General features: G+C 57.7%; 22 protein-coding genes and 3 pseudogenes. 21 read left to right on the top strand and 4 right to left on the bottom strand.

Annotated elements, in window-relative coordinates; translation table 11 throughout:
* The 7 genes and pseudogenes from KUA11_RS13900 to KUA11_RS13870 form a co-directional block, all read left to right on the top strand.
* Positions 1-681, top strand: a pseudogene (locus tag KUA11_RS13900) (IS1380-like element IS1380A family transposase); the annotation flags it as partial.
* A gap of 131 nt (positions 682-812) precedes the next feature.
* On the top strand, positions 813-1,382 hold the full coding sequence (trbJ, locus tag KUA11_RS13895; protein ID WP_302480896.1) for a P-type conjugative transfer protein TrbJ: 570 nt from the start codon (positions 813-815) through the stop codon (positions 1,380-1,382).
* 5 nt (positions 1,383-1,387) lie between these two features.
* Positions 1,388-2,815, top strand: a complete 1,428-nt coding sequence (gene trbL / locus KUA11_RS13890; RefSeq protein ID WP_217411310.1) for a P-type conjugative transfer protein TrbL — start codon at positions 1,388-1,390, stop codon at positions 2,813-2,815.
* Between the two features lie 5 nt (positions 2,816-2,820).
* Positions 2,821-3,504 (top strand): annotated as a pseudogene (gene trbF / locus KUA11_RS13885) (conjugal transfer protein TrbF).
* Positions 3,501-4,493 carry a P-type conjugative transfer protein TrbG gene (trbG, locus tag KUA11_RS13880; protein ID WP_217411308.1) on the top strand — a complete coding sequence of 331 codons (993 nt, stop codon included), beginning with the start codon at positions 3,501-3,503 and terminating at the stop codon, positions 4,491-4,493. The pseudogene trbF and the gene trbG overlap by 4 nt, the downstream one beginning before the upstream one ends.
* Complete coding sequence (locus KUA11_RS13875) at positions 4,490-5,683, top strand: TraB/TrbI/VirB10 family type IV secretion system protein (RefSeq protein ID WP_217411306.1); 1,194 nt, start codon at positions 4,490-4,492, stop codon at positions 5,681-5,683. Before trbG ends, KUA11_RS13875 begins: the two co-directional genes overlap by 4 nt.
* Positions 5,680-5,937, top strand: a complete 258-nt coding sequence (locus KUA11_RS13870; RefSeq protein WP_217411304.1) for a DUF2274 domain-containing protein — start codon at positions 5,680-5,682, stop codon at positions 5,935-5,937. The genes KUA11_RS13875 and KUA11_RS13870 overlap by 4 nt, the downstream gene beginning before the upstream one ends.
* On the opposite strand, the gene KUA11_RS13865 is transcribed toward KUA11_RS13870, so the two are convergent.
* Positions 5,903-6,823 (bottom strand): LysR family transcriptional regulator, encoded by a 921-nt coding sequence (locus tag KUA11_RS13865; RefSeq protein WP_217411302.1) that lies wholly within the window; start codon positions 6,821-6,823, stop codon positions 5,903-5,905. The genes KUA11_RS13870 and KUA11_RS13865 overlap by 35 nt on opposite strands.
* Positions 6,824-7,165: 342 nt before the next feature.
* Here KUA11_RS13865 and KUA11_RS13860 point away from each other — a divergent pair, with 342 nt between their 5' ends.
* The 9 genes from KUA11_RS13860 to KUA11_RS13820 all read left to right on the top strand — a co-directional run bounded on the left by KUA11_RS13860 (position 7,166) and on the right by KUA11_RS13820 (position 17,519).
* Positions 7,166-7,672, top strand: a complete 507-nt coding sequence (locus tag KUA11_RS13860; RefSeq protein WP_217411300.1) for a sigma-70 family RNA polymerase sigma factor — start codon at positions 7,166-7,168, stop codon at positions 7,670-7,672.
* Between the two features lie 109 nt (positions 7,673-7,781).
* Positions 7,782-8,783: a FecR family protein gene (locus KUA11_RS13855; RefSeq protein WP_217411298.1), complete on the top strand. Its 1,002-nt coding sequence runs from the start codon at positions 7,782-7,784 to the stop codon at positions 8,781-8,783.
* Between the two features lie 146 nt (positions 8,784-8,929).
* Positions 8,930-11,530 (top strand): TonB-dependent siderophore receptor, encoded by a 2,601-nt coding sequence (locus KUA11_RS13850; protein WP_217411296.1) that lies wholly within the window; start codon positions 8,930-8,932, stop codon positions 11,528-11,530.
* Positions 11,531-11,915: 385 nt separating this feature from the next.
* Positions 11,916-12,884: an IS110 family RNA-guided transposase gene (locus KUA11_RS13845; RefSeq protein ID WP_217411294.1), complete on the top strand. Its 969-nt coding sequence runs from the start codon at positions 11,916-11,918 to the stop codon at positions 12,882-12,884.
* A gap of 159 nt (positions 12,885-13,043) precedes the next feature.
* On the top strand, positions 13,044-13,256 hold the full coding sequence (locus KUA11_RS13840) for a transcriptional regulator domain-containing protein (RefSeq protein WP_207846998.1): 213 nt from the start codon (positions 13,044-13,046) through the stop codon (positions 13,254-13,256).
* Positions 13,219-13,824, top strand: a complete 606-nt coding sequence (locus tag KUA11_RS17875; protein WP_217411292.1) for a DUF2285 domain-containing protein — start codon at positions 13,219-13,221, stop codon at positions 13,822-13,824. Before KUA11_RS13840 ends, KUA11_RS17875 begins: the two co-directional genes overlap by 38 nt.
* Positions 13,825-15,080: 1,256 nt before the next feature.
* Positions 15,081-15,308: a hypothetical protein gene (locus tag KUA11_RS13830; protein ID WP_217411290.1), complete on the top strand. Its 228-nt coding sequence runs from the start codon at positions 15,081-15,083 to the stop codon at positions 15,306-15,308.
* Between the two features lies 1 nt (position 15,309).
* Complete coding sequence (locus KUA11_RS13825) at positions 15,310-17,055, top strand: recombinase family protein (RefSeq protein ID WP_217411288.1); 1,746 nt, start codon at positions 15,310-15,312, stop codon at positions 17,053-17,055.
* A gap of 311 nt (positions 17,056-17,366) precedes the next feature.
* Complete coding sequence (locus KUA11_RS13820) at positions 17,367-17,519, top strand: hypothetical protein (RefSeq protein ID WP_217411286.1); 153 nt, start codon at positions 17,367-17,369, stop codon at positions 17,517-17,519.
* A gap of 88 nt (positions 17,520-17,607) precedes the next feature.
* Here the strand turns inward: KUA11_RS13820 and KUA11_RS13815 are convergent.
* From KUA11_RS13815 to KUA11_RS13805, 3 genes and pseudogenes are all read right to left on the bottom strand, one after another.
* A pseudogene (locus KUA11_RS13815) lies at positions 17,608-18,362 on the bottom strand (IS5 family transposase).
* Between the two features lie 215 nt (positions 18,363-18,577).
* The gene (locus KUA11_RS13810; RefSeq protein ID WP_217411284.1) at positions 18,578-19,402 is read right to left on the bottom strand and encodes a family 1 encapsulin nanocompartment shell protein; all 825 of its coding nucleotides are present in this window, start codon (positions 19,400-19,402) and stop codon (positions 18,578-18,580) included.
* Entirely contained in the window at positions 19,399-20,454 is a 1,056-nt protein-coding gene (locus KUA11_RS13805) for a Dyp-type peroxidase (protein ID WP_217411282.1), read from the bottom strand. Before KUA11_RS13805 ends, KUA11_RS13810 begins: the two co-directional genes overlap by 4 nt.
* 332 nt (positions 20,455-20,786) lie before the next feature.
* Between KUA11_RS13805 and KUA11_RS13800 the strand changes: the two genes are divergently transcribed.
* Genes KUA11_RS13800 through KUA11_RS13780 form a run of 5 tightly spaced genes read left to right on the top strand, consistent with a single transcriptional unit; the run spans position 20,787 to position 26,202 of the window.
* Positions 20,787-22,220, top strand: coding sequence for a cytochrome ubiquinol oxidase subunit I (locus KUA11_RS13800; RefSeq protein ID WP_217411281.1), 1,434 nt, complete (start codon positions 20,787-20,789; stop codon positions 22,218-22,220).
* 3 nt (positions 22,221-22,223) lie between these two features.
* The gene (gene cydB / locus KUA11_RS13795) at positions 22,224-23,243 is read left to right on the top strand and encodes a cytochrome d ubiquinol oxidase subunit II (RefSeq protein WP_217411279.1); all 1,020 of its coding nucleotides are present in this window, start codon (positions 22,224-22,226) and stop codon (positions 23,241-23,243) included.
* Positions 23,230-23,379: a DUF2474 family protein gene (locus KUA11_RS13790; RefSeq protein WP_217411277.1), complete on the top strand. Its 150-nt coding sequence runs from the start codon at positions 23,230-23,232 to the stop codon at positions 23,377-23,379. The genes cydB and KUA11_RS13790 overlap by 14 nt, the downstream gene beginning before the upstream one ends.
* A complete protein-coding gene (locus tag KUA11_RS13785) occupies positions 23,376-23,894 on the top strand; it encodes a nitrate reductase associated protein (protein ID WP_217411316.1) in 519 nt (172 codons plus the stop codon). Before KUA11_RS13790 ends, KUA11_RS13785 begins: the two co-directional genes overlap by 4 nt.
* Positions 23,895-23,898: 4 nt before the next feature.
* Positions 23,899-26,202, top strand: a complete 2,304-nt coding sequence (locus KUA11_RS13780) for an FdhF/YdeP family oxidoreductase (protein ID WP_217411275.1) — start codon at positions 23,899-23,901, stop codon at positions 26,200-26,202.
* The last annotated feature ends 27 nt before the right edge of the window (positions 26,203-26,229 follow it).

Below are 26,229 nucleotides of genomic sequence, written 5' to 3'. Positions count from 1 at the left end.
CGGGTGCGTATCCTGGTGCGTGGGGACAGCGGTTTCGCCCGGGACAGTCTGATGACATGGTGCGAAGACAACCACGTTGACTTCCTGTTTGGGCTTGCAGGCAACACCCGCCTGTATGACCGGATTGCCTCTTTGTCCGCTGAGGTTCGTGACGAAGCCGCCACGACAGGCAAAGCGGCGCGCGGCTTTGCCTCCTTTGACTGGATCACAAAGGACAGCTGGACGCGCCGCAGGCGGGTCGTGGCCAAGGCCGAATGGCGCCACGGCAACCGCTATCATCGCTTTATTGTCACCACGCTACCGCAGGGAATGTCCGACCCCCGCCATCTCTACGAACAGATTTACTGCGCACGCGGGGATATGGAAAACCGCATCAAGGAATGCCAGATGGATCTGTTCTCAGACAGGACCTCGTCCCACACCATCCGGGCCAACCAGCTCCGGCTGTGGTTCTCGGCCGCAGCCTATGTCCTGCTGACCGCTCTGCAAAGACTGGCCCTTGGCCAGACCAGCCTGGAGACGGCGACCTGTGGCACCATACGCGCACGACTGCTCAAAATCGCGACACGTGTAACGCTCAGCGTCCGTCGGATTGTCCTGTCCATGCCGGACATGTTCCCCTGTCAGCATGAATTCGCCCTCGCTCATGCACGATTGCGAAGGCTCCGGCAGGCCATCTGAAGAAACAGACAGTGCACAGACCACATAGCTTCCACCAACACTGCCTTCTCAGGCCGTGACACCCTCACTGCGTTCAGAACCCGCCGCCAGAAGCAGAATATCGTCAATATTCCAGATCGGGCTCCTGTGGGATGACTGAATTCTACAAAATGACCCGAAATTGCCTCAAGTGTGAGAAATCCGCGTCGACATTGTCATCGTTGCAATCAACGATTTCCCAGACCACGGCACTGCTCGCGCAGGCGCAGAACATTGCCTACAGCGTCCAGTCCGTCGAGCAGCAGTACCAGCAGTCCTATACGTCGGTCTCATCGGGCATGTCCGACAGCGCCCTGTTCAGCCAGGCGCAGACAAGGTGGCAGAATTCCGTAGGCGGCTTTGAAGATGCCCTGAAACTGCAGGCGCGTGTTGTGGGGAATATTCCTTCCGACAGCAGTGCCATGACCCAGCTTGTTTCGGCCAGCCAGGATTCCACAGGTGCCCTGCAGGCAGCGCAGGCCGGCAATCAGCTTCTCGCACTTCAGTCGCGCCAGTTATCGGACATCCAGGCCGAACTCGCCGCCAACGGGCGGGCCACGGCGCTGGAGCGGGCGCGAAATGCTGCCACCGAAGCCGAGAGCGAAGCTCAGTATCAGCATTTTTCCCAATATAACGCCTACAGCCCGACTTCGGTGTCCATGTTCGGCAGTAGTGGGAACTGACCATCATGGCCATGAACGATGTCGGTGTTATCGATACCTTTTTGAACACCTTCACCACCACCATCGATACGGGGTTCGGTCTGGTGAAGGGGAATGTGATCTCGCTGGCAGGTACGCTGTCGGTGCTGGACATCGCGCTGGCCGGTTTGTTCTGGGCGTGGGCGGCGGATGAGGACATTATCCAGCGTCTGGTGAAGAAGACGCTCTATATCGGCTTCTTCGCCTGGGTCATCAACGATTTCGATGCGCTCTCGAAGATCGTCTTCGACAGCTTTGCCGCCTTCGGACTGAAGGTCGGCGGTGGCAGTCTGGCGCTTGGTGATTTCCTGCGGCCCGGCCGACTGGCCTCGACCGGATTTACGGCAGCGCAGCCGCTTCTGGACTCTGTTCACACTCTCCTTGGTCCGGTCGCCTTCTTTACCAACTTCATCCAGATCTTCGTGCTCTGCCTGTCCTGGCTGATCGTGCTGGCGGCGTTCTTCATTCTCGCCGTGCAGCTCTTTGTCGCCCTGATAGAATTCAAGCTGACGACGCTGGCCGGGTTTGTCCTGATCCCGTTTGCCCTGTTCAATCGCACCGCCTTTCTGGCCGAGAAGGTGCTGGGCAATGTCGTCTCCTCTGGTGTGAAGATCATGGTGCTGGCGGTTATTTCCGCCATCGCGTCGGTTCTGTTCGCCCAGTTCACGACGTCCTATGGCAGCGATGTGCCGACGATCGGCCAGGCCGTCTCGGTGGTGCTGGCGTCGCTTTCGATCGTCGGCCTGTCCATTTTTGGGGGCAGCATCGCCAATGGGCTGATCTCCGGTGCGCCCCAGCTTGGGGCGGGTGCTGCTGTTGGCACCGGCATGGCGGTAGGTGCCATGGGCGCTGCTGCTGCGGCCGGTATCGGGGCTGTTGCTTCCGGTGGTGCAGCCGCCCTCGGTGCCACGGCGGCTGCCGCGCGGGGCGGGGCCGCGATCGCGGGAGCAGCCACATCCGCCTATTCGGCCGGAGCCGCAGGCGCATCCGGCGGCGCGGGCAGCATGGCCGCCGGGATCGGCGGCATGGGCCGGGCTGTCGGCGGGAACGTCGCGAATGCCGTCAAAGGGGCGGCTTCGCGTGCCGGTTCATCCCTCAAGGAAAGCTATGCCGCCGGTGGACGCTGGGCCGCGCGCGGGATGGGCGGTGGAGAGGGCGGCGAAGGCGGAGATAGCGGACCGGCACCTTCTGGTGGCGGTGGTCCTGCTGGAGAAGGGGGTGGCCCCACGGGTGGCGGCCCTACTGGTGAGGGGCCGTCTGGTGGAGATGGTGGCGGTTCCGGCGAACCGCCCCGCTGGGCTCAGAAAATGAAGCGCCGCAACGCCGCAGCTCATGCGGCTGAAGCCGCCCATGTCATCCGCTCCGCCGATGGCGGGGGCGGATCTTCCTCCATCGATCTCTCGGAAAAGGAATGAGGACGATGTTCCGTCGCTCCACCACACGCTACGGGACCACGCCCGAACCCGTGACCCCGTATCAGAAGGCCGCACAAATCTGGGACGAGCGTATTGGGACTGCCCGCATCCAGGCCCGCAACTGGCGGTTGATGGCCTTTGGCAGCCTGTTCCTGTCCGCAGGCCTTGGGGCCGGGCTGGTCTGGCAATCCGCGCGCGGCACCATCACGCCGTGGGTAGTGCAGGTGGACCGGCTGGGTCAGGCGCAGATCGTGGCGCCCGCGACAGCAGGTTATATCCCTGCCGATCCGCAGATCGCCTAGTATCTGGCGCAGTTCGTCCACGACGTGCGCGCCCTGTCGTCGGACCCTGTGGTGGTCCGCCAGAACTGGCTACGGTCCTATGATTTCACCACCACGTCAGGCGCGCAGGCGCTTAACGATTATGCCCGCCTCAATGATCCGTTCTCGCGCATCGGGCACGAGCAGGTCGAGGTGGACATCGCCTCGGTGATCCGGGCTTCGCCCGGCAGCTTCCGTGTGGCCTGGACGGAGCGCCATTACCGCGATGGCGCTTTTACCGGAACCGAACGCTGGACCGCCATCGTCTCGGTCGTTCTGCACACGCCACGCGATGCCGATCATCTCAGGAAAAATCCTCTGGGCATCTACGTCTCCGCCATCAACTGGTCGAAGGAGCTGGGCCAATGATCCGTCGTGTTCTCCCGCTGTTGGTCCTGCCTCTGGCCGGCTGCGCGCAGCATTACCGTCCGCCGGTCATCCGCTATGATGACGCTGTTCAGGCGACACGTCTGCCGGACCCGCCGAAACCGGTGCGGGTGGTGGAAGTCCCGAAACCGCTTCCCTTACCGGGACAGCTCAAGCCGTTGCCCTCACGACGTGCGGTCCATTCGGCCCCCGAAGTCACCGATCCGACCGCGCGCGTGACGCAGGCCAATCTGGCGGCACGCATTCAGCCCACGCGGGCCGGGTTCATCAACGCGGTGCAGGTCTATCCCTACAGCCCCGGCGCTCTCTATCAGGTCTATGCCTCGCCGGGTGAAATTACCGACATCATGCTCCAGCAGGGGGAGAAGCTGGTCGGCACCGGGCCTGTCGCGGCCGGTGACACTGTGCGTTGGATCATCGGCGATACCGAGAGCGGGGCAGGGGCGACAAAGCGGATTCATATCCTGGTCAAGCCGACCCGCCCCGACCTCACCACCAATCTGATCGTCAACACGGATCGGCGCACCTATCTGGCGGAACTGCGCTCCACCCCGACGACGTATATGGCGTCGGTGTCATGGGATTATCCCGAGGACAGCCTTATCGCTCTGCATCGGCAGGACGATGCGGCCGATGACGCTGCCCCGGTGGACGCGGGGCTGAATCTCGATACCCTGAATTTCCGCTACGCCATACAGCCGGTGAAAGGGGGCACGCCGCCCTGGCTCCCCGGCCGGGCGTTCGACGACGGCCACAAGGTCTATATCGCCTTTCCGTCCGGGATCGGGCAGGGGGAACTACCACCGTTGTTCGTGCTGGGGGCCGACGGCGGACCGGAACTGGTCAATTACCGGGTGCGGCAGAACTGGATGATCGTGGATCGCCTGTTCGGGGCCGCCGAACTGCGGCTGGGCGATAAGCACTCCGAGCAGCGTGTGCGCATCGTCCGAACCGATGGACGGCGGACATGACCGGGCAGGCATCGACAGTGGGAGAAAATTCTGCGGCTCCCCCCATAGGAGGAAATTCCGTATCACCACCGCCCGATCTGCGCCTGCGGGCGGAACGGCCGCGCGTGGTGCGCCTGTCGCGCACCGTGGTCTGGGCGCTCGGTGGCGTGGGCATGCTCGCCATTGGCTTGGCACTTGGCTACGCGTTGGAGAACAGCAGTCACAAAACGCCACCGGCCGCCATCCAGGACACGGATGTGCGCCCGTCCGCCGACGGGCTGGCGGGGCTGCCCTCAGATTATGTCGGCAATAATGTACCGAAGCTCGGTCCTGCTCTGCCTGGCGATCTGGGACACACCATCCTGAAAGCACAGGCACAGGGGAAAGCTGCATCAGGCGGGGATGATCGCCGTGCCGCGCAGGAGGTCGAGGCCGCAATCGCCAGCAAATTGTTCGTGCAGACAGGGGAGCGTGACCGTGTCAGCGCACAGGCGGCGGCGCCTGTGTCGGGTGCCTCAACTTCTCAGGGACCAGCGGCCCCTTCGACGGATGCACAGTCTGGAAACCGTGCCTTTCTGGCGGGGCAGCCCGACCGCGCGACGACCAGTCCCGATCGCAGCGCGCCGCTTGCCTCACCCTATATCCTCCAGGCGGGCTCGGTGATCGCTGGCGCGCTGAATACGAAAATCAGCTCCGACCTGCCAGGCCAGATCGTGGGGCACGTCACCCAGAACGTCTATGACAGTCCGACCGGTCGTTATCTTCTGATTCCGCAGGGCAGCCTGCTGTTCGGGGCTTATAACAGCGCCATCTCCTTCGGGCAGCAGCGGACACAGATCATCTGGACCCGGCTGATCTTCCCCGATGGCGAGAGCCTCGTGCTGGAGAAGCTGCCCGGTGGTAACGCCATCGGTCAGTCCGGCCTGTCCGACGAGGTGAACAACCATTGGGGCCAGCTTTTCAAAGCCGCTCTGGTCACCACCCTGCTCAGCGTGGGCTCCGAAGCGGGGACCAGCCAGAGTGAGAACAATCTGGCCCAGGCCATCCGTTCCGGCGCCAGCAACGGCTTTTCTATGGTCGGCAACCGCCTGATCGACCGCAGCCTCAACATCCAGCCCACCCTGACCGACCGGCCCGGCCTGCCATTTACCCTGATCCTCTCCAGAGATTGGATCCTCAAACCCTGGCACGCGAAGGAACAAGCCCCATGACCACGCTCCGCATCACCGAAATCCCTGACGACAGGCCTGTCCGGATGACGATTCAATTGCCGGCCGATCTGCATCGTGACCTGGTCGCCTATGCCGCGCTGGTTCGCCATAACGGCCGCTCGGTCGACCCGGCAAAGTTGCTGCCCCATATGATCCGGGGTTTTATGGATGCCGACCGCGCGTTTCAGAAAGCACGTCGGGACCGTCCCCAGCCGGGTGCTACACTGACTGCTGCGCCGCCTTCAACGCGGTAAGAATGCGCAGGGTGGCTGGCGAGCCGCCCCCCTTCTTGGAGATGGCGCCGTAATCCAGATGGGGACGGCCCTCTCCGTCCAAGACTTCGATCGCCACAATCCGCTCTTTCATACCATCAGGCAGGAAGCCGATCCATGCCTCCGGCAGCAGAGCAATCCCTTCGCCATTGGCGACGACCGCGATCACGCGCAGGCTGCCAATATCGTGATGGCGGACAAGGGGATGCAGCCCGGCCTGGGTCATCCGGCGTTTCAGGAGAGTGTGCAGTTCATGCCCGGCGTTGTCCGTGCCAATCAGGAACGTCTCGCGAGCGAAAGTTGTCCACAGGACGGATTGCCGATCCGCCAGTGGATGTCCGGCCGGCACCACCACCACAACCCGGTCGCTCCAGAGTGGCGTCATCGCCAGAACTGTGTCCATTGGGGGAAGGGTGGTGATGGCGAGATCCAGGAAATCCATTTCCACGAGATGGCTCAGAAATTCACGGGTGCCCTCGCGATAACGGAATGAAATGTCGGGCTGGTGGATGCGGCAGGGCTCCAGCAGGACCGATGCCCGACCCGGCGGAATGCAGCTTTCGATGCCGACGGTGACCAGACCGCGTTCCCCGTTGCCCCAACGCCGCGTCTGCTCGTAAAGGCTCAGTGCGCCATCAAGCAGGTCATTGGCCTTCCGGAGAAAGGCTTCTCCGGCGAGTGTCAGTGTCGCGCCGCCCGGCGAGCGCATGAAAAGCGCTGCCCCGACACGTCCCTCCAGCAGATGCAGGGTGCGGCTGAGCGAGGATTGCTTGTACCCCAGAGCGCGCGCCGCGCCGTGGATGCTGCCATGGGCCGCAATCTCGCGGACGATCCATAGCTCACGCAGATCAAGCGGCGGCCGGCGCACGATGGTTCACACCTTGTGCTCGGCGGATGCTGCCGGGCGACCGAAACGCACACCGGGTAAATTGGTCAAGTTCGTCGCGAGCACTATCCGCAGCTTCCCTTCTTCTGTTTCCTTGCTATGCGAAACCGGTGTTTTATGTCCGATAGAGACAGGACGATTCCCAGCAAAAAATATTCAGAAAAACCAAGAAGACTGGCTGCGAGGCTGCCCCATCGACAAAGTCAGTTGCGGAAGTCCTGTTGTTCCCGTATGGGAAAATGAGAACCATTCTTAAATACACCTTCATGTCCGCCTGATATCGGATACGGAGATGGATCGACGCGGGGAAGGAGCCCCGAGGCAGTGCCGCGTGACAGGAAATTTCTGGCTTTATACGCCGCCCACCGTAATGCCCTGCTGAACTACGCGAGCACCATCACCGGCGATCGCGTAAACGCGGAAGACGTGGTGCAGGAAGCATGGGTGCGGTGCGCGGCGGCTGTCGCGCCACGGGAAAACCCGCTGAGCTATCTGTATCGTGTCGTGCGTAACCTTGCCATTGACGGGCGCCGCAAAGCCGATCTGGAGCGTCGGCGCTATGACGCCGGTGACAGCGACCGGATTGATCAGATTGCCGAGGATAAGGCCTCCCCCGAGGCCGAGCTGGCGGCTCGGGATAACATCCGGCGTCTTCAGGCCGCTCTTGCGGAGCTTCCAGAACGTACCCGTCGCGCGGTCGAGCTTTATCGACTTGGCAACCATACCTATAAGGAAGTCTCTGAACAGCTTGGTATTTCTGTCGGCCTCGCCCATGCCCTTGTTCTGGATGGGCTTGAGCATTGTCGCAAACGCCTCGGCGGCACCGAATAAGTCCATATGCATTTATTTTTTGAAAATACGCGGCATGCAATTCGTCTTTATCGCAGGGAGCGAAGCGCATCATCCGTAGCGTTCCGCAGCATCGTCGGATACTGAGAGTATGGCTACGGAACAGCAGGATCGGGCGGACGGCGCCATTCCGTCACCGCGTACGGCCACCGAGTGGTTGCTGGCACTGAACGAGGCACCGGATGACGTGCTTTTGCAGCATCGTTTTCAGGCATGGCTGACCGACGATCCGGCTCATGAACGGGACTGGATCAGCGTCAATAGCATGTTCGACCAGCTTGGGTCCGCTTTGTCGTCCGACACATCGCCTCTGGGAACCTCCACAGTGGTATCGTTTCCGCCTGACCGACGCGTGAAACGGCGGCGGCTGGCCCTTGTGGCTGTCGGGCTTGCTGCTGCCTGTGTGGCGGTTGGCGTTTTCAGCCCCGAAATCCTGCTCCGCTTTCGCGCCGATCAGATGACCGGGGTTGCCCAGCAACGTGACGTCATGCTTGCCGATGGCAGTACGATCCGGCTCGCACCATCGAGCGCCATTGCGACCCATTTCACCGCCGGCCGCCGTGATGTCCGCCTCCTGCGTGGCGAAGCCTTCTTCCAGGTGGTCCATGATACGAAGCGACCTTTTGTCGTCACGACAGGCGCGGTCCAGACAACGGATGTCGGGACCGCTTTTGACATCCGTCGTAAGGATGCGGACACCACGGTTGCTGTCCGTGAGGGAGCCGTGCAGGTTGAAGGCAACGGATCACCGCAGGGGCTGTCCGAAGTCCTTCATGCCGGGGATGAGATACGCGTCTCTACGAACGGAGGTAGCGTTTCTGGTGTCGCACGTCGGCATGTGGAACCCGAAGAGGTCGCGCTGTGGACGAGTGCACGGGCGATGGTCCGGGACCGGACAGTAGGGGATGCCGTAGACGCCATTCGTCCCTGGTTCCACGGTGTGATTATCCTGCGTGGGGATATTGCCCGTCAGCCGCTGACCGGGGTCTACAATCTCTCTGATCCACTTGAGGCGCTGGCAGCTGTGGCGCACGCACAAGGCGCGGCTATGTATCGGATTTCGCCCTGGATTGTAGTTCTATCGTCGCGCTGATCGTTCGACCTCAAAAAATTCGAAAACTTTTTTTGAAGATCCGGATACCCGGTTTCGTCTCTCCATCAAGAAGCTGCTGTTGCGTCTGAATTGCAACAAGTCGGATTCAGAATTTGGATATGACGCGGACTGGAGACGATACGAACATGAAAACAGGTACTGCGTCCGGGCAGACGGCTAAAGGACGTCCATGCTGGCTGGCGGCCGCGCTGATGACTACGACGCTGGCGGGCTTGGGCGGACATGCGGCGAGTGCTGCTACCGCGCAAACTATAGCTGCACCTGCACCGACCCCGGCGCAGAACTTCAGCATTCCAGCGCAGAAGCTTGGTGATGCCTTGGCATCCTTCGGGGCTCAGAGTGGCTGGCAGGTTTCCGTGCGGGCGGATGTTATCCGCAATGCGACCAGTCCCGGCGTCAACGGCACTTTGACGCCAGCCGATGCGCTTTCCCGTTTGCTGGCAGGAACGGGTTTTACATATCGCTTGTCGGGAGGCCATACGGTGACGCTCGTTCCGGCAGCCGCCAATATTACGCTTGGTCCCGTGCGGGTAGGTGGCAGTCTTAACACCCATGAGGCCGCCATCGGACCCGGGGTTGGTTATGTCGCCACATACACTGACGCTGGAACGAAAACGGACACGCCCATTACACAAATACCTAATTCTGTTTACGTTATTACCAAGCAGCAAATCTTAGATCAGCAGGCCCAGACTGTCGCAGAAGTTCTACGGTACATGCCGGGCGTATATGCGGAGAGACTGGGTACAGCCAGTATTGGCTCTGCGGCTGGCGGCAATGCTAACGGTACCGGATCGATCATGATGCGTGGCTTCGCCGCCACGCAATACGTTGATGGACTTATGTCGCGGTCTTTGGTGGCTGGCGAAACCGCTTTTGTCGAACGAGTTGAAGCGCTTAACGGGCCAGCTTCAGTTCTTTACGGTCAGGTAGGTCCCGGTGGACTGATCGCGACTCAATTAAAACAGCCTGGCGAAACTCCAATACGGAATGTAAGTGTTGGTTTTGGGAACTGGGGACGTTACGAAGCAACCTTCGACGTCGGCGATAAAATCACGAAGTCAGGAAATTTAAAATATAGAATTGCAGGAATAGGTGTAACGCAAGGAAGCCAAACTGATTACCTTCATTACAAGCGAGTTGGTGTTCTCCCGTCAATCAAATGGGACATTGATGAGAAGACTAGCTTGACGCTCATTGGCCAATATCTGTATGCGCCTTCGGAAGCACAAGGAGACGGTTATCCTGGCGTAGGAACTCTGGTTCGAGGTAAATACGGTTACCTTCCGCGTTCGCGATTTCTGGGAGATCCGTCCATAAATGACAACGGACAGAGAACTGCATCATTTGAATATCAATTTCAGCATAAATTCAATAATTTCCTGGAGTTTCAGCAAACATTTCGCTATGAAGATTCATCGACGCATATGAACCAGACCTATTTACAGGGGTCACTCCAGCCTGATCAAACAATCAAACGTAGGGCTTGGCGCCAGAATAGCTCGAACGCCACAGTGGCTCTGGATAGTAGGTTTGTCGGGCATCTTAACACAGGATCTGTAAAGCAAACTCTTGTTGCTGGAATGGATTTTAGGCGAATGAATATAGCCCAAAACCTTGCATATGATATGAACGGCGCAGGCTACGTCAATATTTGGGATCCTGCATATTATCTCGTCTATCCCGATTATAGTTTAAATAGTCCGGATAATATCGAGTGGGATAATATGAGGCAAACTCAGTATCAAAGTGGAGTGTATTTTCAGGATCAAATTAAATGGGGACGCTTGTCCGTTCTTCTTGGCGGAAGACAGGATTGGTACAATTATAAAGCAACCGTCACAACAGCTGATAATTTTGAAGCTGCCGGCCATGGCGTTATTACTGAGCCTTATGTAGATGATAGGGAAAAATCATCGCGATCAAAATTTACATGGCGCGCGGGATTTACATATAATTTTGATTTTGGCCTCACGCCATATTTTAGTTACGCGACGTCATTCATTCCACAGACAGGTTCATTCCAGTACGATGGGCAAGCGGCCAAGCCGCTCAATGGAAAGCAGTTTGAAGTCGGACTAAAATATCTCGTTCCCAATACCAATATTTTACTAACGGCCGCTGCTTACGACATCAAGGAAAACCACTATCAGATTACAGACACTGAACATCCAGGTTATGAAGCTGATGCAGGTACGGTTACGTCCAAAGGCGTCGAATTATCAGCCCATGCCAATGTCACGAAAGATATCCGCTTAACTGCGTCTTATTCTTTCAACGAGACGCGTGTTACGAAAAGCAATAATACTGTTTGGCTTACAGACATGTATGGTAATGCGATTGGCCCCAATGACGGTGCCATTTCTGAACAGGGGAAATACGTTGCGGGCCTGCCTCGCCATATGGTGAATATGTTTGTGGATTATACCTTGCCTCGAAAAATCTTTTACGGGTTAGGCGTAAATTTCGGTGTCCGTTATGTCGGCAGTACCTATGCTGACAATGCGAATAGCTATAAGGTTCCTTCATATTTGTTGTTTGATGTTGGTGCGTATTATGATTTTCAGAACGCATCTCCCATGTTGAAAGGTCTTAAAGCGCAACTTGCCATCTCGAATTTAGCAAACACGAGATATGTCACATCATGTAGTTCTGGTGACGGTGGTGGTTCGTGTTATTATGGGCAGGCGCAGCGTATTTACGGGAATTTCTCGTATAGTTGGTGAAATTACACTGCCCGAAACTACAGCGTCTTTTCCCAATTAAATTCAGCATCTTACCCCTCGTCTCCATGCCAAAGTCGAGGGGCAGATGTGCTGCAAATTCCGAGGGGCAACTCCCTGCAAGAAACGTGGGTTGTGCCCGGCAAGATCCGTAGGGCGACCTATGCCAAAGTTGTCTTATGCTGTTTTGTGTCGCTGCGGTTGCGCATGCGACAAAGGACTGCGGCCCCGGATGGCCATCCGGGGCCGCAGGAAGGGGTCGGGTCGAATGCCAAACAGACCATATGGGTCGATCACGAGTATGGCCGCCCCTTCTTTTCCTTGCGTCCTGAACGGATACCCGAGGGCAAGCCTCGAATGACAAGCATAGGACATGGAGAAGATGAATATGGTTATCCCGAATGACAAGTCTTTTTCCAATGGGCAGGTGACCTTGGGCATTGACGTCTCCAAAGCCCATCTTGACGCCGCCATCTACCCTTCCGGGCAGACCTTGCACGTTCCCAATACCCGCAAAGGATATAGCCAGCTTCTGCGCTGGATTGGAAAAGCCGATGTGTTCCGCGTTGTTTTCGAAGCTACCGGTCCATGGCACAAAGAAATGGAACGTGCTCTGGCCACGGCTGGACTGCCAACCGTGAAGGTCAATCCCAGATATGCCCGCCACTTCGCCGAGGCTACTGGCACACTCACTAAAACAGACAGGGTCGACGCCCAGATGCTCGCCCGTTTCGGCGCGCTGATTCAGCCGAAAATCTGTCCCATCCGCAGCGAAATTCAGGAAACGTTGACAGAACTCGTCTCGGCGCGACGAAGCCTGACGCGCGATCGCACAGCAGTAAGCAACCGCCTTCAGACACTCTCCATAGACCTGCTCAAGCGCCATGCCCGTCATCGCCTTCGGCAGATTGATGCGCAACTGGCTTCCATAGCGGACGCCATCCGCTTGCTCATTGCCAGCGACCCTGAACTCGCACGGCGCTGCGAGATTATCCTGAGCATTCCGGGCTTCGGGGCCGTTACCGCTGAGGCCGTCCTTGCCGATATGCCCGAACTTGGAATCCTCGGTGACAGCCAGGTATCAGCTCTGGCCGGACTGGCTCCCATAACGCGCCAGTCCGGAACATTTCAGGGCAAAAGCCACATACGCGGAGGACGTGCCCTCGTCAGGCAGGCTCTCTACATGCCAGCCCTTGTCGCCATGCGCTTCAATCCAGATCTCAAAACATTCTATAATCGCCTCATCGCGCAGGGGAAAAATGCAAAACTCGCCATCACAGCCGTCATGCGAAAAATGCTCGTCCTCGCTAATGCGTTGCTTCGCGATAACCGGATATGGACTGAAAAAAGAGTTTGATCACCACGGATACTCGTGGAGTGGGGGTGTGCAACATGCGTGGGGCCAGGCCGCAAGTGTGAGAACCCAATGTAACCAGAAACGCGGGGCTGCCTGATAAGTGCGGCGTGTTGTGCCGCGCCCGGTCGGTGGCTCCCCAGCCGATAAGGGACGTCTCCCATGCCACTGGACATCTGGCATTCCGAGGCCGATCTGGCCATCCTCAGAACCCTGTCAGCATCCGCTCTTGCCGGGGCCTTCATGCGCCGCTGGTCCCGCTATGTCAGCGACTATCGCGATACCGGCCTACGGGCCGGAGCCAGCGACAATCCCTCTCTCCTGTGGGCGGCTTTCCGTGACCGATGGGGGTTGCGTTTTTGTCCACGATCCTGACATTCCCATCACCCGCAAGCCTGTCATCTGGCGCAGGGAAGACACAACCCGCATCATCAGCCTGACAGAGGCCCCGCGCTGCTTTTCCGATTTCCTGTCGCTGAATTTCGAAGCCTTGGGCCGTGTCCTGCTGGATCATGAAGATGATGCCGGTCGCGGCGTGACCGTGGCCGGCCCCTTCGGGACGTTCTCCTTCCTGATGGATAGTCCTGACGTCATGAAACGTCCTGCGGTGGTGATCCCGCTCGATCCTCTTTTCAGGAGCCGTTATTATGAGGCGGGGCGCTTCATGTTCCGGTATCTCGGGTTCAGTATTCCTCACCGTATCCCGCCAGTCATCACGCCGTTCCGGTCCCTGCATCTGATCCGCTGTCTGCACGCGTTCGATATGGACCGCGCGGGCTTTGGTAAGCGCCAGATTGCGGCGCGTTTGATCAACCCACGGGCGCTGACACTTTCCAATCATGAATGGATTGATCATGGCTGGCGGCGGTCGGCCAGAGACTGGACGGCGGAAGGTCTGCGTCTGGTCGAAGGGGGTTATGTTGCTCTCCGTACGGAAGGATGATCAGGGGCAGGCATTGTGTGCTGAAAACAGCTCCTGTGCAGGCGAACAGGGCAGAAAACTGCTTCAAAACTGAAAACCCTGCACACGACCGACCAGACATGCACACAGGAAGACAAGGCGCGACCGCGCCTTGTCGCCCGACGTGGCAGGCTGTTTTATCTTGCCTTCCTCTTTCTATTCTTTGGAACTACTACTTGAATGCAAAAATAATACCGAAAATACCACGCTATGACAGCACAAAACGACGCTGGTGGCCAATGGACTGCGCTGCGTTACGCATGAGGCCAGAAACAGGCGGATTGTGAACCAAAAACACGGCATCAGGCTGCATTTCGGGTGTAAAAACTGACATGATTTCACCGCTGTTTTTGTGATTGTCATGTGCGGCAAAACGGACTTCTGAATGGCGTTCGATGTGCCGAGCGGAGTGCAAAATTCACGTAGGAAACCAGCCGGTTTCTTATTCCTGAACGTGCGGTTATCATGCATCCGATTGGCCCGCCGATCCGCAAGGTTTTTGCTTTCCGCGTGCATGAAAATTCATGTCAGGGAATGTCCGGCGCATGACGATGACCGGTCGCTCATCCTGTTTCCGATGTGCGAAGCCGGGCACGCGGGAATGACGGCTTGACGTTCCACTTCTTGCGCCCTGAGCTATACGGACGTGCCCGGTTCTGCTGCTGTTTCTGGCTCCGGGCGAGCGCAGCGCGGGAGCGCCGTAGGCCGTCCATCGGACGCCGGAGCTGGGCCTGAAAGCGCCCCATAAAGGGACAGCGCAGGACACGCGGCGGCTTAGCCGACGCCTTCCGTTCGCGGCGCGAAGCGTCGCGTTGGCCCGGCTAAAAATGAGAGGGTGGAGGATGGGGTGTCCAGCTTGCGAAGGACATCGAATCTGGAAAAATAAGGCCGGAAAGAGGAGGAATTAAGAGGGCAAGATAAAGGCATCTGGCACTCCTGACGTCGCGGGCCGGATTTTTCTCTGTCTGCACATGGGGTTGAGGGATGGGTGACCGGCACCCCTGAAAAAAGGCTGACGTGCCGCTCTCTTTCAGAAATGGCGGAAAAGTCCGCATTGCACTGGCACTGTTCGTTTTGGACACCGTATTCGATGTGACGTGATCGAAAAACACGTCTACGCTTGAATAAGTAATTCTTCTCTATAGCCGCACGGTTTTTCTATGTGTTGCATGAGGTCTTGCGGTAAGCTGGCCGTATCCCCGAGGTTTTCCCTTTCCCGCACGGAAAGGACGCAACCAATGGGAGACAGGAACGACGCGCCAGACCGCGCACCCGGCGTTCCGGCCAACGATAACGGGCAGGGGGACGCCCGGCAGGAACTCGACCGGGTGGCGTTCAGCATCGCCCGGCTGATCGGTCGCCGGATGGCGCGGGAATATTTTGCGGCGCTGACCGCCGCGAACGACAATCATCCCCCTCCCGGCGATGGCCCGGACGGGACGGACAGGCCGGAAGGAGAAAGCTGACATGACCCGTGTTGCGCTCTATGCCCGCTATTCATCGGACAATCAGAGCGAAAGCTCGATTGAGGACCAGTTCCGCCTCTGTCGTGAGCACGCGGCGCGGGAACAGTGGAGGGTTGGGGAGACCTATCAGGACGCCGCCATCTCAGGGGCGAGCACGATCCTGCGGCCCGGCATCCAGGCGTTACTTCGTGATGCGCAGACCAACAGGTTCGATGTCGTGCTGGCCGAGGCGCTGGACCGCATTTCGCGCGATCAGGCCGATGTCGCGACGCTGTTCAAACATCTGCGTTTTGCAGGTGTCGCCATCGTCACACTGGCCGAGGGGGAAATCTCGGAACTGCATGTCGGCCTGAAAGGGACGATGAACGCGCTGTTCCTCAAAGACCTCGCCATGAAGACCCATCGCGGGCTTCGGGGCCGGGTGGAGAAGGGCAAGGCGGGCGGTGGCCTCTGCTATGGCTATAGGGTGGTCAAAAAGCTGGACGCCAATGGCGAGCCGATCCGGGGTGATCGTGAGATCATCCCCGAGGAAGCCGAGGTGATCCGTCGTATCTTTCGCGCCTTCGCGGCGGGGCAAAGCCCGCGTTCCATCGCGGTGGAACTGAATAAGGAGGGTGTGCCCGGCCCGCTGGGCCACGCCTGGGGTGATACCTCCATTCGGGGACATGTCTCACGCGGGACGGGTATCCTCCATAACGAACTCTATGCGGGCGTGCTGGTGTGGAACCGCCAACGCTTCATCAAAGACCCCAGCACCGGCAAGCGTGTCTCGCGCCCCAACCCGCAAAGCCAGTGGATCAGGACCGAAGTCCCACATCTCAAAATCGTGTCTGATGATCTGTGGCAGGCGGTCAGAACCCGTCAGGTGGCCATAGCCGCGAAGGTCGGCCCGTGCCCGACGAACACGCTGGAAGGCCGCGCCCGGCGGCTGCATCTGGCGAACCGGCCTGTCTCCCTTCTTTCCGGCCTGCTGTCCTGCGGCTGCTGTGGTGGCAGGGTGGGCATGATCGTCAACAGCCGGTTTGGCTGTCTGAACCACCACCGCCGGGGCACCTGCGCCAATAACCGCACCATCCCGCGCCAGCGGATCGAGGCGCGGGTACTGGTCGGGCTGAAAGACCGGCTGGTGTCGTCCGACAGCGTGGCGGAGGCGGTGCGGGCGTTCGCGGAGGAAGTGAACCGGCTCAACCATGAGCGGCGCGGGCAGGCCATTGCGGACCGCAAGGTGCTGGACAAGATCGACCGGTCAATACGGGGCATCATCACGGCGATTGAGGACGGGATGTATCAGCCCTCCATGAAGGCCCGCATGGATGATCTGGAACGTCAGAAGGCGGAGATTATGGAGCGTCTGGCGCAGGCTCCGGCGGATATTCCCGACGTGCATCCCAACATTGCCAGTCATTACCGGCGCAACGTGGAGCGGTTCACCGAGGCGCTGGACGACCCGGACGGGGGCAGGGAGGCCGCAGAGGCCATCCGCTCGCTGATTGGTGGGATCGTAATCAACCCCGGCGACAAGCGGGGCGAGGTTCATATCTCCCTACGCGGCGAGTTGATGGGTATCCTCGATCTCGCCCATGCCAACGGAAACCAGAGGGAACCCCGCTTTATGACAGCAGCCGTCGCGGGTCCCCGCAACCATGAATATGTGTCTGAAAAGACTATGGAAAAGCCACCCTCAAGGGTGGCTTTTTTGCGTTCCGGGAATGAGCGCAGGATGCGTATAGGATGCAAATGGGAGTGAAACTCCAGCGTAGGTTGGGCTGATTTCACGTATGCGTGAAGGAATGGAATGAGTTTCTCCAGGTAATCTGCTCAGGCAGGGCGATGACCCTATCCCTGCAATGCCTTCGAATTGAAGTAAAGTCGGTCCATTGGAGACAGGCGAAGAAGAGCGAGCGCGGTCGCTAGCTGCATCGATCCCGCTCTTACCGGCCCTTCACAGTAGTTCGTGGCAGGTTGGTCTAAGCAACATGGTAAAAACAGCGGGCCCGTCGGCCATCTGTAATTTTCGCTTTAAGTTAGTCTAGATGATGCTCTATCAGGGAGAGCGGAATGCTGAAGAACGTGCACAAAATTCTCGGCGTGACAACCGAGTATAGCATTGTCTTCACGAAAAAATTTGTGAAACGCGCGATCGCGGAAGCGACTGACGGCGAGTGCCATGTTCTTCATTTTTCGTCGCATGGCGACTCAACCGGCATCTGATTGACGAACAACACGGACATCAGTTGGGCTAAGTTCGTTGAGTTGATCCGACCGGTGGCGGGCAAGGACAAGGCCCTAGAGCGTGTCATTAGTTAATTCCGATGATAGCGGAAACGAGTTGCACTGCTGCGAGGAATGTTGACTTCAGTTTGTCGTAGCGTGTTGCAATGCCTCTGAACTGCTTCAGCCTGGCGAAGAATCGTTCAATGATGTTTCTGTTTTTGTAGAGCTGGAAGCTAATTTTCCATGGATCACACCGGTTTTCCTTGAAGGGATAACCGGTGTGATCTGCCGTTCTTCGATCTTTTCGATAAGCGGATCAGCATCATAAGCCTTGTCGGCGATAAAGGCTGCAGGGTCGACTTTATCCAGCAGGGGGGCCTGCTTCCGTGATGTTGGCTTTCTACCCGGGCGTCAGGGACAAGGCGACCGCCTTTCCTGCGGTATCGACAATGGCGTGGATTTTCGAAGTCAGTCCGCCACGGGACCGCCCGATGGCCTGATCCGCTCCACTTTTTACGGGCACCCGCACTGTGCTGGTTGAGCCCGGACAATCGTGCTGTCGATTATCATATATTCGTTGTCACGATCGGGGCCCAGATGCCGGAAAATCCGTTCGATCACGCCGCCTTCGCACCAGCGACGCAGTCGTCGGTGGACGTTTTTCCTGTCCCCGAACCGGGCAGGCAGGTCATGCCACGGAATGCCGGCACGGTAACGATACAGAATCGCTTCCACAAACAGACGGTTATCGGTAGCCGTTCCGCCGATATGATCTTCACGACCGGGAAGAAGATCTTTTATCCGTTCCCATTGGCTGTCACTCAGGCCATATCGTCGCATTCATTCTCTCCCTGAAAACAGAGAAAAAACATCACAGATCAAACGGGAGTATAAGCCTCATGACGCCAGATGCTAACTGACGACACGCCCTAGTGACACCATCTAGGGCCGCATGGAGCGGCCTCAGGGTTGCGTACTGCAGCCTGATGTCATCATCGTCGTTCAATCCTACCCATGAAGCCGTTCCCATGTTGCGTATGAAGACACTCCCGGCGTCAGGTCGCCGGCATCGTCTCCTGGGGTGTGGCGTCGATTGCCACCGTCGCCTCCGTGGTGAGGACGCGAAAGACGAAGCTCTCCTGTAGATATAATTCGACTGTATCCTCAGTATGATTCAGATAGCCGATCGAAAAATCCTGCCCGATATCAAGCGCCAAATCACCGCCGCGTGTGGACACCACGAACGCGCCTTCGATGGCGGGAGCCCAGATGAGTTTTCCGTCGATCAGGCTCTCGATGTGCTGGCGGACTGGATATCCTTCATCATCACCGCTGCTCACGGCTGTATAGGCCTGCGCGCCTAGCACAACAGAGTAAGGACCGTTCACGCCCGCGAGCCGAAGTTCATTGATTGCCTCGGTGATGATGCGAGGATAATCCTTGATGGATGTCGGAAACTTCAGATGGGCATTGGAGGTTGCTTCGCGGATACCATGAATGCCTGCCGCGCTATAACCTTCGAAGATTGCGCGATCTTCGGCAAACGCGATCTTCTTTGCTGCATCTTTCACCGGCTGCCAGTCGGAATCCAGGGAGCCGCGATCCACAGCGTCGATCTCTTCACGTGATAGCGTGAACGGGACGCGTAATTCGACCAGCGGACGCACTTCTCGCTGTATGGCCTGTACGCCGTCGTGCGGTGCCTGAATCGCGCTGCCACGACCGGTTCCGATCCCTGCGAGCGACAGTCCTTTCGGCTCGGAAGTATCGACGACACGCCGCCCAGCCAAATGGCGTCGAAGCGTGCGCGCAGCTTCATCCTCAATTTGCGCCCAGGCCGCACTGGAAACCGGTGCAAGGTGACGATGGAGATTATTCATGTCTGCGGTTCCTCTTTTAACGAGCCGATGTTCAGAGACGTATTATCAAACGGGTGAGCAGAGCTACAGGGGTCGGACGTCGGATTTCCGGCAGCATTTTCGCCAGACGATATAGAAGGCATCAGGTCTGGCGCACCATCGAGAAAGTCGGCCGTTGGAATGAAGAAAAGCACACCGGTGATTGCCGTGCTGACGTCCAGAATCCTGTCGTAATTACCAGGTGGTTTACCCACGAACATGTTCTGGAGCATCTGTTCCGTGCGGGCCGGAGACCGGGAATAGCCTATGAAATATGTTCCGAATTCACCCTTGCCCACTTGCCCGAAGGGCATGTTGTCACGGACAATCTGAAGCTGCTCGCCATTTTCCTCAATGTTCGTCAGGACATTGTGCGCATAACTCTTCTTGGCGGAATCGCGCTGCTCGATATCGGAAAGCTTGTGTCGGCCGATGACGTCTTCCTGCGTTTCGACCGCCATGGCATTCCATTTTTTCAGATCATGCAGGTATTTCTGAACGATGACATAGCTGCCGCCTAAAAAGGCCGGGTCTTCTTCTCCAATAATCGTAGAGTCGACTGCTGCCTGCCCAGACGGATTTTCCGTTCCGTCCACGAAGCCGAGCAGATCGCGTTCGTCGAAATATTTGAAGCCATGGACTTCGTCGATCACAGTCGCGGCTCCTTCGAGACGGGAGACGATCGTGGCCGCGAGTTCGAAACACAGGTCCATTCGTGTGGCGCGGATATGAAAGAGCAGGTCGCCCGGCGTAGAGGGAGCATGATGTACGCCGTGGATTTCTCTGAACGGATGCAAATCTTTCGGGCGAGGCATGCCGAAGAGCACATCCCAGGCATGTGAGCCGATGCCGGTTACACAACTCAGGCGGCCATCGGGAACACGAAAACCGATTCCCCGCACCAACGAGGACATATCGCCCAGTAGGCCCCGGATCTGTTCCCCGATCGTGATATCATCGCCGTCGTTCAGCGTAATGACCAGAAAGACGGCAGCCTGGGTCAGTCTGGCATCGACAGCTTGAAGTGCAGTCAACAGTCAAAAACTCCTCAATCCCAGAGTGCGATCGCGTTGTGTATCCAGATCCCCTGGATGCTCGTTTTGTCACGTATTCAGGTCATATTAGAGCTATAATCAGATCAAATCAAACTGGCACCTCTATATAACCTGTACGCATAATTCTATAACGAGAAGGTCTTGGACGCCTGAATCAGAATGATCTTATCATACCGATCAAACGAACAGTGCGAGAAGTTTGCGCATAAGTAGCCGATTATTTGATGCGCGCTTCTAACTCTCGGCGAAGGTTCATTATTTTCAAATAAAAGGCATCTTTATTGATGTCGAGAAGATCCTGGATGTTACGAATGCAGAATGCTCATGATATAGCGTTCCTTCTGGCACGTTTTCAGTTCGCTTTTACTGTTGGCGTCCATATCATCTTTCCTGCCTTTTCGATTGGTCTGGCAGCGTATCTGGTTGTTCTCGAAGGGCTATGGCTTGCAACTGGACGGCAGGTTTTCCTCGATCTCTATCGATACTGGATCAAGGCGTTCTCCATCGTCTTTGGCATGGGAGTCGTATCAGGTCTGGTCATGGCTTATGAATTCGGCACGAACTGGTCGGTGTTTTCAAAGAAGGCAGGACCGATTACTGGTGTCCTGCTTTCCTACGAGGTCATGACCGCTTTCTTTATGGAGGCCGGCTTTCTCGGTGTGATGCTGTTCGGCATGAATAAGGTCGGACGGGGTCTGCATTTCGCTGCGACCTGCTGCGTCTCAGTCGGCACGCTTATCTCCATGACCTGGATTCTGGCATCCAATTCATGGATGCAGACACCGCGTGGCTATCGGATCGACCCGGCCAGCGGACAGTTCCTGCCCGATGACTGGCTGGCCATCATCTTTAATCCGTCCTTTCCGTTTCGTCTCGTGCACATGGGATTGGCGGCCTTCTTGTCTGTTGCCTTTGCCGTCGGTGCGACAGGGGCATGGCATCTGCTGAAAGCGCGAAGACAGGGTAAGATTTCGAGCGAGCCCGTGCGTGTCATGTTCTCGATGGCCATGTGGATGGCAGCTATCATCGCGCCGCTCCAGATCCTGGCGGGCGATGCCCACGGATTGAACACGCTGAAGTATCAGCCCGCTAAACTGGCTGCCATGGAAGGCGACTGGAACAGCGAAGGACGTGCACCGGAGCTGCTGTTCGGCATCCCGAACATGAAAACCGAACACACGGATTATGCCATCGGGGTTCCGCTGCTGGGCTCGTTGATCCTTACGCATAGTCTGGACGGCAAAGTGCCGGGGATGAAGGATTTCCCGCGTGACCAGCGACCGCCATCTCCGGTCATCTTCTTCTCGTTTCGTATCATGGTGGCGCTGGGTGTTCTCATGATGCTGGTGGGGTTCTGGTCGCTCTGGCATCGGCGGAATAACACGCTCTTTACCAGCCCGACCTTCCATCGCGTGGCGTTGTGCATGGCTCCCGCCGGTTTTCTGGCTCTGCTGTGTGGCTGGGTGACCACTGAGGTCGGCCGCCAACCCTGGACCGTCTACGGGCTTCTGCGGACCTCACAGAGCGTTTCGCCGATCGTACTGTCGAGCATGGTCGTGTCGATGACCGTATTTGTCGTCGTCTACATGATCGTTTTCGGTTCGGGTCTTGGCATTCTTGTTCGGATGCTCAGTCGTGAACCCGAGGAAGGGGAACGTGATGCCGACCCGGCACACGCACCCGATATTCTGGCAACACGCGCACATCCCGCCGTCATCGATGTTTCTACTACGAAAGGCGCCTGAAAGATGATGGATTTCGCACACTGGCTGCCGATCATCTGGGCCGTGATTCTGATCGCTGCCATCTCGATCTATGTCATTCTCGATGGGTTCGATCTCGGAATTGGTATGCTGTTCATGCTCGAACGGGACGAGACACGACGCAACGTCATGATCAGCACGATTGCGCCGGTGTGGGATGGCAATGAGACATGGATGGTTCTAGGCGGCGCCGTGCTCTACGGTGTTTTCCCGGGTGCCTATGCCACACTGCTCCCTGCCTTCTATCTGCCGATCGTGCTGATGCTGGCCGCCCTGATTTTTCGGGGCGTTGCCTTTGAATTCCGCGTGATGACAAGAGGCACACCCCGTGCGGGATACTGGGATCTTGGCTTCATGATCGGCTCGGCGGTTGCCGCGTTCTGTCAGGGGGCCGTCCTCGGCGGCGTGATCCAGGGCGTTAAAGTCACGGACGGCGCTTTTTCCGGTGGATCATTCGACTGGCTGACGCCGTTCACCGTTCTTTGCGGACTGTCGGTTATGTGCGGTTATGCTCTGCTTGGCGCAACGTGGCTGGTGTGGCGCACGACTGGCACTTTGGAAGCCTCGTGCCGTCACTGGGCGGGGCGGTTGGTGATCGGGCTCTTCGCATGCATTGTCGCCGTCAGTGTCTGGACACCTCTGCTGCATGCCCCTTATCTCCGCCGCTGGACGGAATGGCCAAACATTCTGTTCGTGACGCCTGTGCCGATACTCGTGATCGTGCTTGGCCTCCTGCTGGTAGCCAGCCTGCGGAAAGGACATTCACGCGTGCCCTTCCTGTGCACGTTGGGCTGGTTCTTTCTGTGCCTGTCCGGTCTGGGCATTACCGTATGGCCCTATGCCGTGCCGCCGACTCTGACCCTATGGGATGTTTCATCCCCGCCATCCAGCCAGTTCTTCCAGCTTGTCGGTACCGTCATCCTTTTGCCCATCATCCTGACGTACACGATTTACTCGTATCGCGTTTTTCGCGGGAAAGTCTCCGAAGCCGATGGCTATCATTGAAGTTGTAAAGGGTGACGGATCACGAGCATCCCGTCACTTGAGCGTCCGGTTGGCATGGCTTTCCGTAATCTGGATTGTCAGTACCGCTACATTTTTTGTCGTAGCCTCGTTACTTCATCTTTTGGTGCCCAAATGAAAAATGCATCTCTCCTGATGGACGAAAGAGCAGGCACGATGTCTGAAAGTCCCACGATTTTCGAATTCGAACGCGATTTTGCCGGTTCGTTGCGTTGTATTCCCATGATCGCGCGGCAAAAGCTTGATATTGTTGGAATCAAGATGACGCTTCGCCAGTGGAGCCGCGTTTCGCGTGAAGAACGGGGTCTTCTGGTTGATAGGCCCTGCGATACCAATGCGGAACAGGAGGCTTATCGCGCCCTCGTTCTGGAACTGATTGCCACACGGGCAGATGAACCTGTGCGCTTTTTGGTCACGCAAGGGCTGGATGACTGGCGTGAGCCAGATCGTATGCCCGAAGCAGTGCTGCTGCAGGCACAACAGGATGGTGTTCAACCGCCGACGCCAGCGCAATGGGCCGCATTGGCACCGCTTAAGCGCTTCGCGCTGATCAAGCTTGCGAGATCGAAGCACGAAAACGAAAACTTTGTGCCGGCGTTGGAAGAGTTCGGTATCCTTCAAGGGGAAGGTTGATATCATGAGCAAAGAAAAAGAATCCGAGTTCAAGCCTTATCATCATCCGGCGGGTGGATGGGGTGCCGCGAACGCGACAGCCAAGGTGCTCATGGAGCAGAGCGTGCTGGTGAAGGGGTCGCGTGGTCTGCTCGCGATGAACCAACCCGGCGGCTTCAAGTGCCCAAGCTGCGCCTTTCCCGATCCCGATCATCGTAAGACTCTCGAATTCTGTGAGAACGGTGCCAAGGCGCTGGCGCATGAGGTGACCAAGGCGCGTGTCACGCGGGGGTTCTTCGCCCAGCATACCGTCACGGAACTGATGGAGCACAGCGATTACTGGCTGGAGATGCAAGGGCGCCTGACCGAGCCCATGCGCTATGATGCGGCAACCGACAAATACGTTCCGGTCGCGTGGGACGATGCGTTCGCGCTGATCGGCAAGCATCTCCATGCGCTCGACAGCCCTCATCAGGCGGAGTTCTATACGTCCGGAAGAACTGCCAATGAAACGGCGTTCCTCTATTCTATCTTTGTACGCGAATTCGGCACCAATAACTTCCCCGACTGTTCGAATATGTGTCATGAGCCGACGTCGCGCGGGCTCCCGCCTTCAATCGGGATTGGCAAGGGCACAATTGTCATGGCCGATTTCGAGCATGCCGAGGCGATTTTCGTCATCGGTCAGAACACTGGCACGAATTCGCCGCGCATGATGACCAATCTGGTCGAGGCGCGGAAGCGCGGCGTTCCTATTGTGTTGATCAATCCCATGCCCGAACGCGCACTGATCCGCTTCACGGAGCCGCAGGACATTCTGCAGATGGGAACGTTCGGTTCAACGGCGATTTCCAGCGAATTTGTGCATGTCCGGATCGGCGGCGATCTCGCCATTTTCAAAGGTATGATGCGCGCGCTATTCGAGGCTGAGGACCGTGGTGAGAAGGTTCTGGATCAGGACTTCATCGCTGAACATACAGCGGGGCTGGAGGCTGTGCGCGCGGATGTCATGTCGGTCTCCTGGGCTGATATCACCCGGATATCTGGAATTTCGGAAGAACAGATCCGCCGGATTGCCGGAATTTATGCCAAATCGAACGCTACGATCATCTGCTACGGGATGGGCCTGACACAGCATCAAGAAGGATCCCATCTCCTTCAGCAAGTGGCGAATTTGCTTCTAATGAAAGGGAATATCGGAAAGAAAGGCGCGGGAATCGCGCCGATCCGAGGGCATTCCAATGTGCAGGGCGACCGCACGGTCGGCATCGACGAGAAGCCGACACAGAAGTATCTCGACCGCGTACGCGATGTCTTCGGGTTCGAGCCACCGCGTGAGCACGGTCATCACGTCGTTGAAGCGGTCGCGGCCATGGAGGCGGGAACCGCGAAGGTATTTTTTGGCATGGGTGGCAATTTCGCTCGTGCGATCCCCGATACCGAGCGTTCCTATGCCGCGATGGGACGGCTGAGTCTGACGGTCAACGTCACGACCAAGCTCAATCGCGGTCATCTGGTCCACGGCAAGGACGCGCTGATCCTTCCGGTCGTGTCCCGCTCCGAGATTATCCGCACGACGAAGGGGGAGCAGTTCGTCACTATCGAGGACGCGATGGCGAATGTGACCCCGTCGCGCGGTGTGTTCGAACCGGTTAGCCCGGATGTGAGACCGGAGACGGAGATCATCTGCCGCGTGGCGATGGCAACGTTGCCCCATTCGAAGACGCCGTGGGCGGATTATATCGAGGATTATACGCTGATCCGTGACAAGATCGCGGAGGTCTACCCCGAGATATACACTGATTTTTCGGAGAAGATGAAAGATCCTCATGGTTTTCATCTCGATATTCCGCCGCGCCGCCGCGTATGGAAAACGCCGAACGGTAAAGCGAATTTCCTCGTCATGCCGGGACTTGAGGTCAATGATGTGATCGAGGATCCGGCCATGCTGCGTCTGGCGACGATCCGCTCGCATGATCAGTACAACACCACGATCTATAGCAACAGCGACCGGTATCGTGGCGTGTACAACAACCGCCTTGTTATTTTCATGAACAAGCAGGACCGTGAAGATCGGGGATTGGAGAACGGAGCGGTCATTGGTCTGGAAACCTATAGCGAGGACGGACGCCGTCGGTACGTCGATGGACTGACGATCCTTGACTACCCCATGCCGCGTGGCGCCATCGCGGGATATTATCCGGAACTTAATCCGCTCCTGCCGCTTGATTTTTATGACGAGATCAGCGGCACGCCCGCTGCCAAGGCTATTCCGGTCAAAGTGGTGCCGAGTGTTGCGTCGGCCGCGCCGATCCGGATCGGCGGCTGAGTGTGTCCCATTCAATGCGGCATCATT

It is taken from the genome of Acetobacter estunensis (genome assembly GCF_019083805.1).
Classification (GTDB): domain Bacteria; phylum Pseudomonadota; class Alphaproteobacteria; order Acetobacterales; family Acetobacteraceae; genus Acetobacter; species Acetobacter estunensis_A.
The sequence above is the reverse complement of the archived record's forward strand: the minus strand, read 5'-3'. Positions and strand labels throughout refer to the sequence as shown.

Coding starts and splice junctions, on each gene's coding strand:
- trbL (WP_217411310.1), top strand. CDS start 1,388: ATGGCCATGAACGATGTCGGTGTTATCGATACCTTTTTGAACACCTTC.
- KUA11_RS13850 (WP_217411296.1), top strand. CDS start 8,930: ATGAAAACAGGTACTGCGTCCGGGCAGACGGCTAAAGGACGTCCATGC.
- trbG (WP_217411308.1), top strand. CDS start 3,501: ATGATCCGTCGTGTTCTCCCGCTGTTGGTCCTGCCTCTGGCCGGCTGC.
- KUA11_RS13840 (WP_207846998.1), top strand. CDS start 13,044: ATGCCACTGGACATCTGGCATTCCGAGGCCGATCTGGCCATCCTCAGA.
- trbJ (WP_302480896.1), top strand. CDS start 813: ATGACTGAATTCTACAAAATGACCCGAAATTGCCTCAAGTGTGAGAAA.
- KUA11_RS13855 (WP_217411298.1), top strand. CDS start 7,782: ATGGCTACGGAACAGCAGGATCGGGCGGACGGCGCCATTCCGTCACCG.
- KUA11_RS13785 (WP_217411316.1), top strand. CDS start 23,376: ATGAAAAATGCATCTCTCCTGATGGACGAAAGAGCAGGCACGATGTCT.
- KUA11_RS13845 (WP_217411294.1), top strand. CDS start 11,916: ATGGTTATCCCGAATGACAAGTCTTTTTCCAATGGGCAGGTGACCTTG.
- KUA11_RS13820 (WP_217411286.1), top strand. CDS start 17,367: ATGCTGAAGAACGTGCACAAAATTCTCGGCGTGACAACCGAGTATAGC.
- KUA11_RS13810 (WP_217411284.1), bottom strand. CDS start 19,402: ATGAATAATCTCCATCGTCACCTTGCACCGGTTTCCAGTGCGGCCTGG.
- KUA11_RS13790 (WP_217411277.1), top strand. CDS start 23,230: ATGGCTATCATTGAAGTTGTAAAGGGTGACGGATCACGAGCATCCCGT.
- KUA11_RS13800 (WP_217411281.1), top strand. CDS start 20,787: ATGCAGAATGCTCATGATATAGCGTTCCTTCTGGCACGTTTTCAGTTC.
- cydB (WP_217411279.1), top strand. CDS start 22,224: ATGATGGATTTCGCACACTGGCTGCCGATCATCTGGGCCGTGATTCTG.
- KUA11_RS13780 (WP_217411275.1), top strand. CDS start 23,899: ATGAGCAAAGAAAAAGAATCCGAGTTCAAGCCTTATCATCATCCGGCG.
- KUA11_RS13870 (WP_217411304.1), top strand. CDS start 5,680: ATGACCACGCTCCGCATCACCGAAATCCCTGACGACAGGCCTGTCCGG.
- KUA11_RS13830 (WP_217411290.1), top strand. CDS start 15,081: ATGGGAGACAGGAACGACGCGCCAGACCGCGCACCCGGCGTTCCGGCC.
- KUA11_RS13875 (WP_217411306.1), top strand. CDS start 4,490: ATGACCGGGCAGGCATCGACAGTGGGAGAAAATTCTGCGGCTCCCCCC.
- KUA11_RS13825 (WP_217411288.1), top strand. CDS start 15,310: ATGACCCGTGTTGCGCTCTATGCCCGCTATTCATCGGACAATCAGAGC.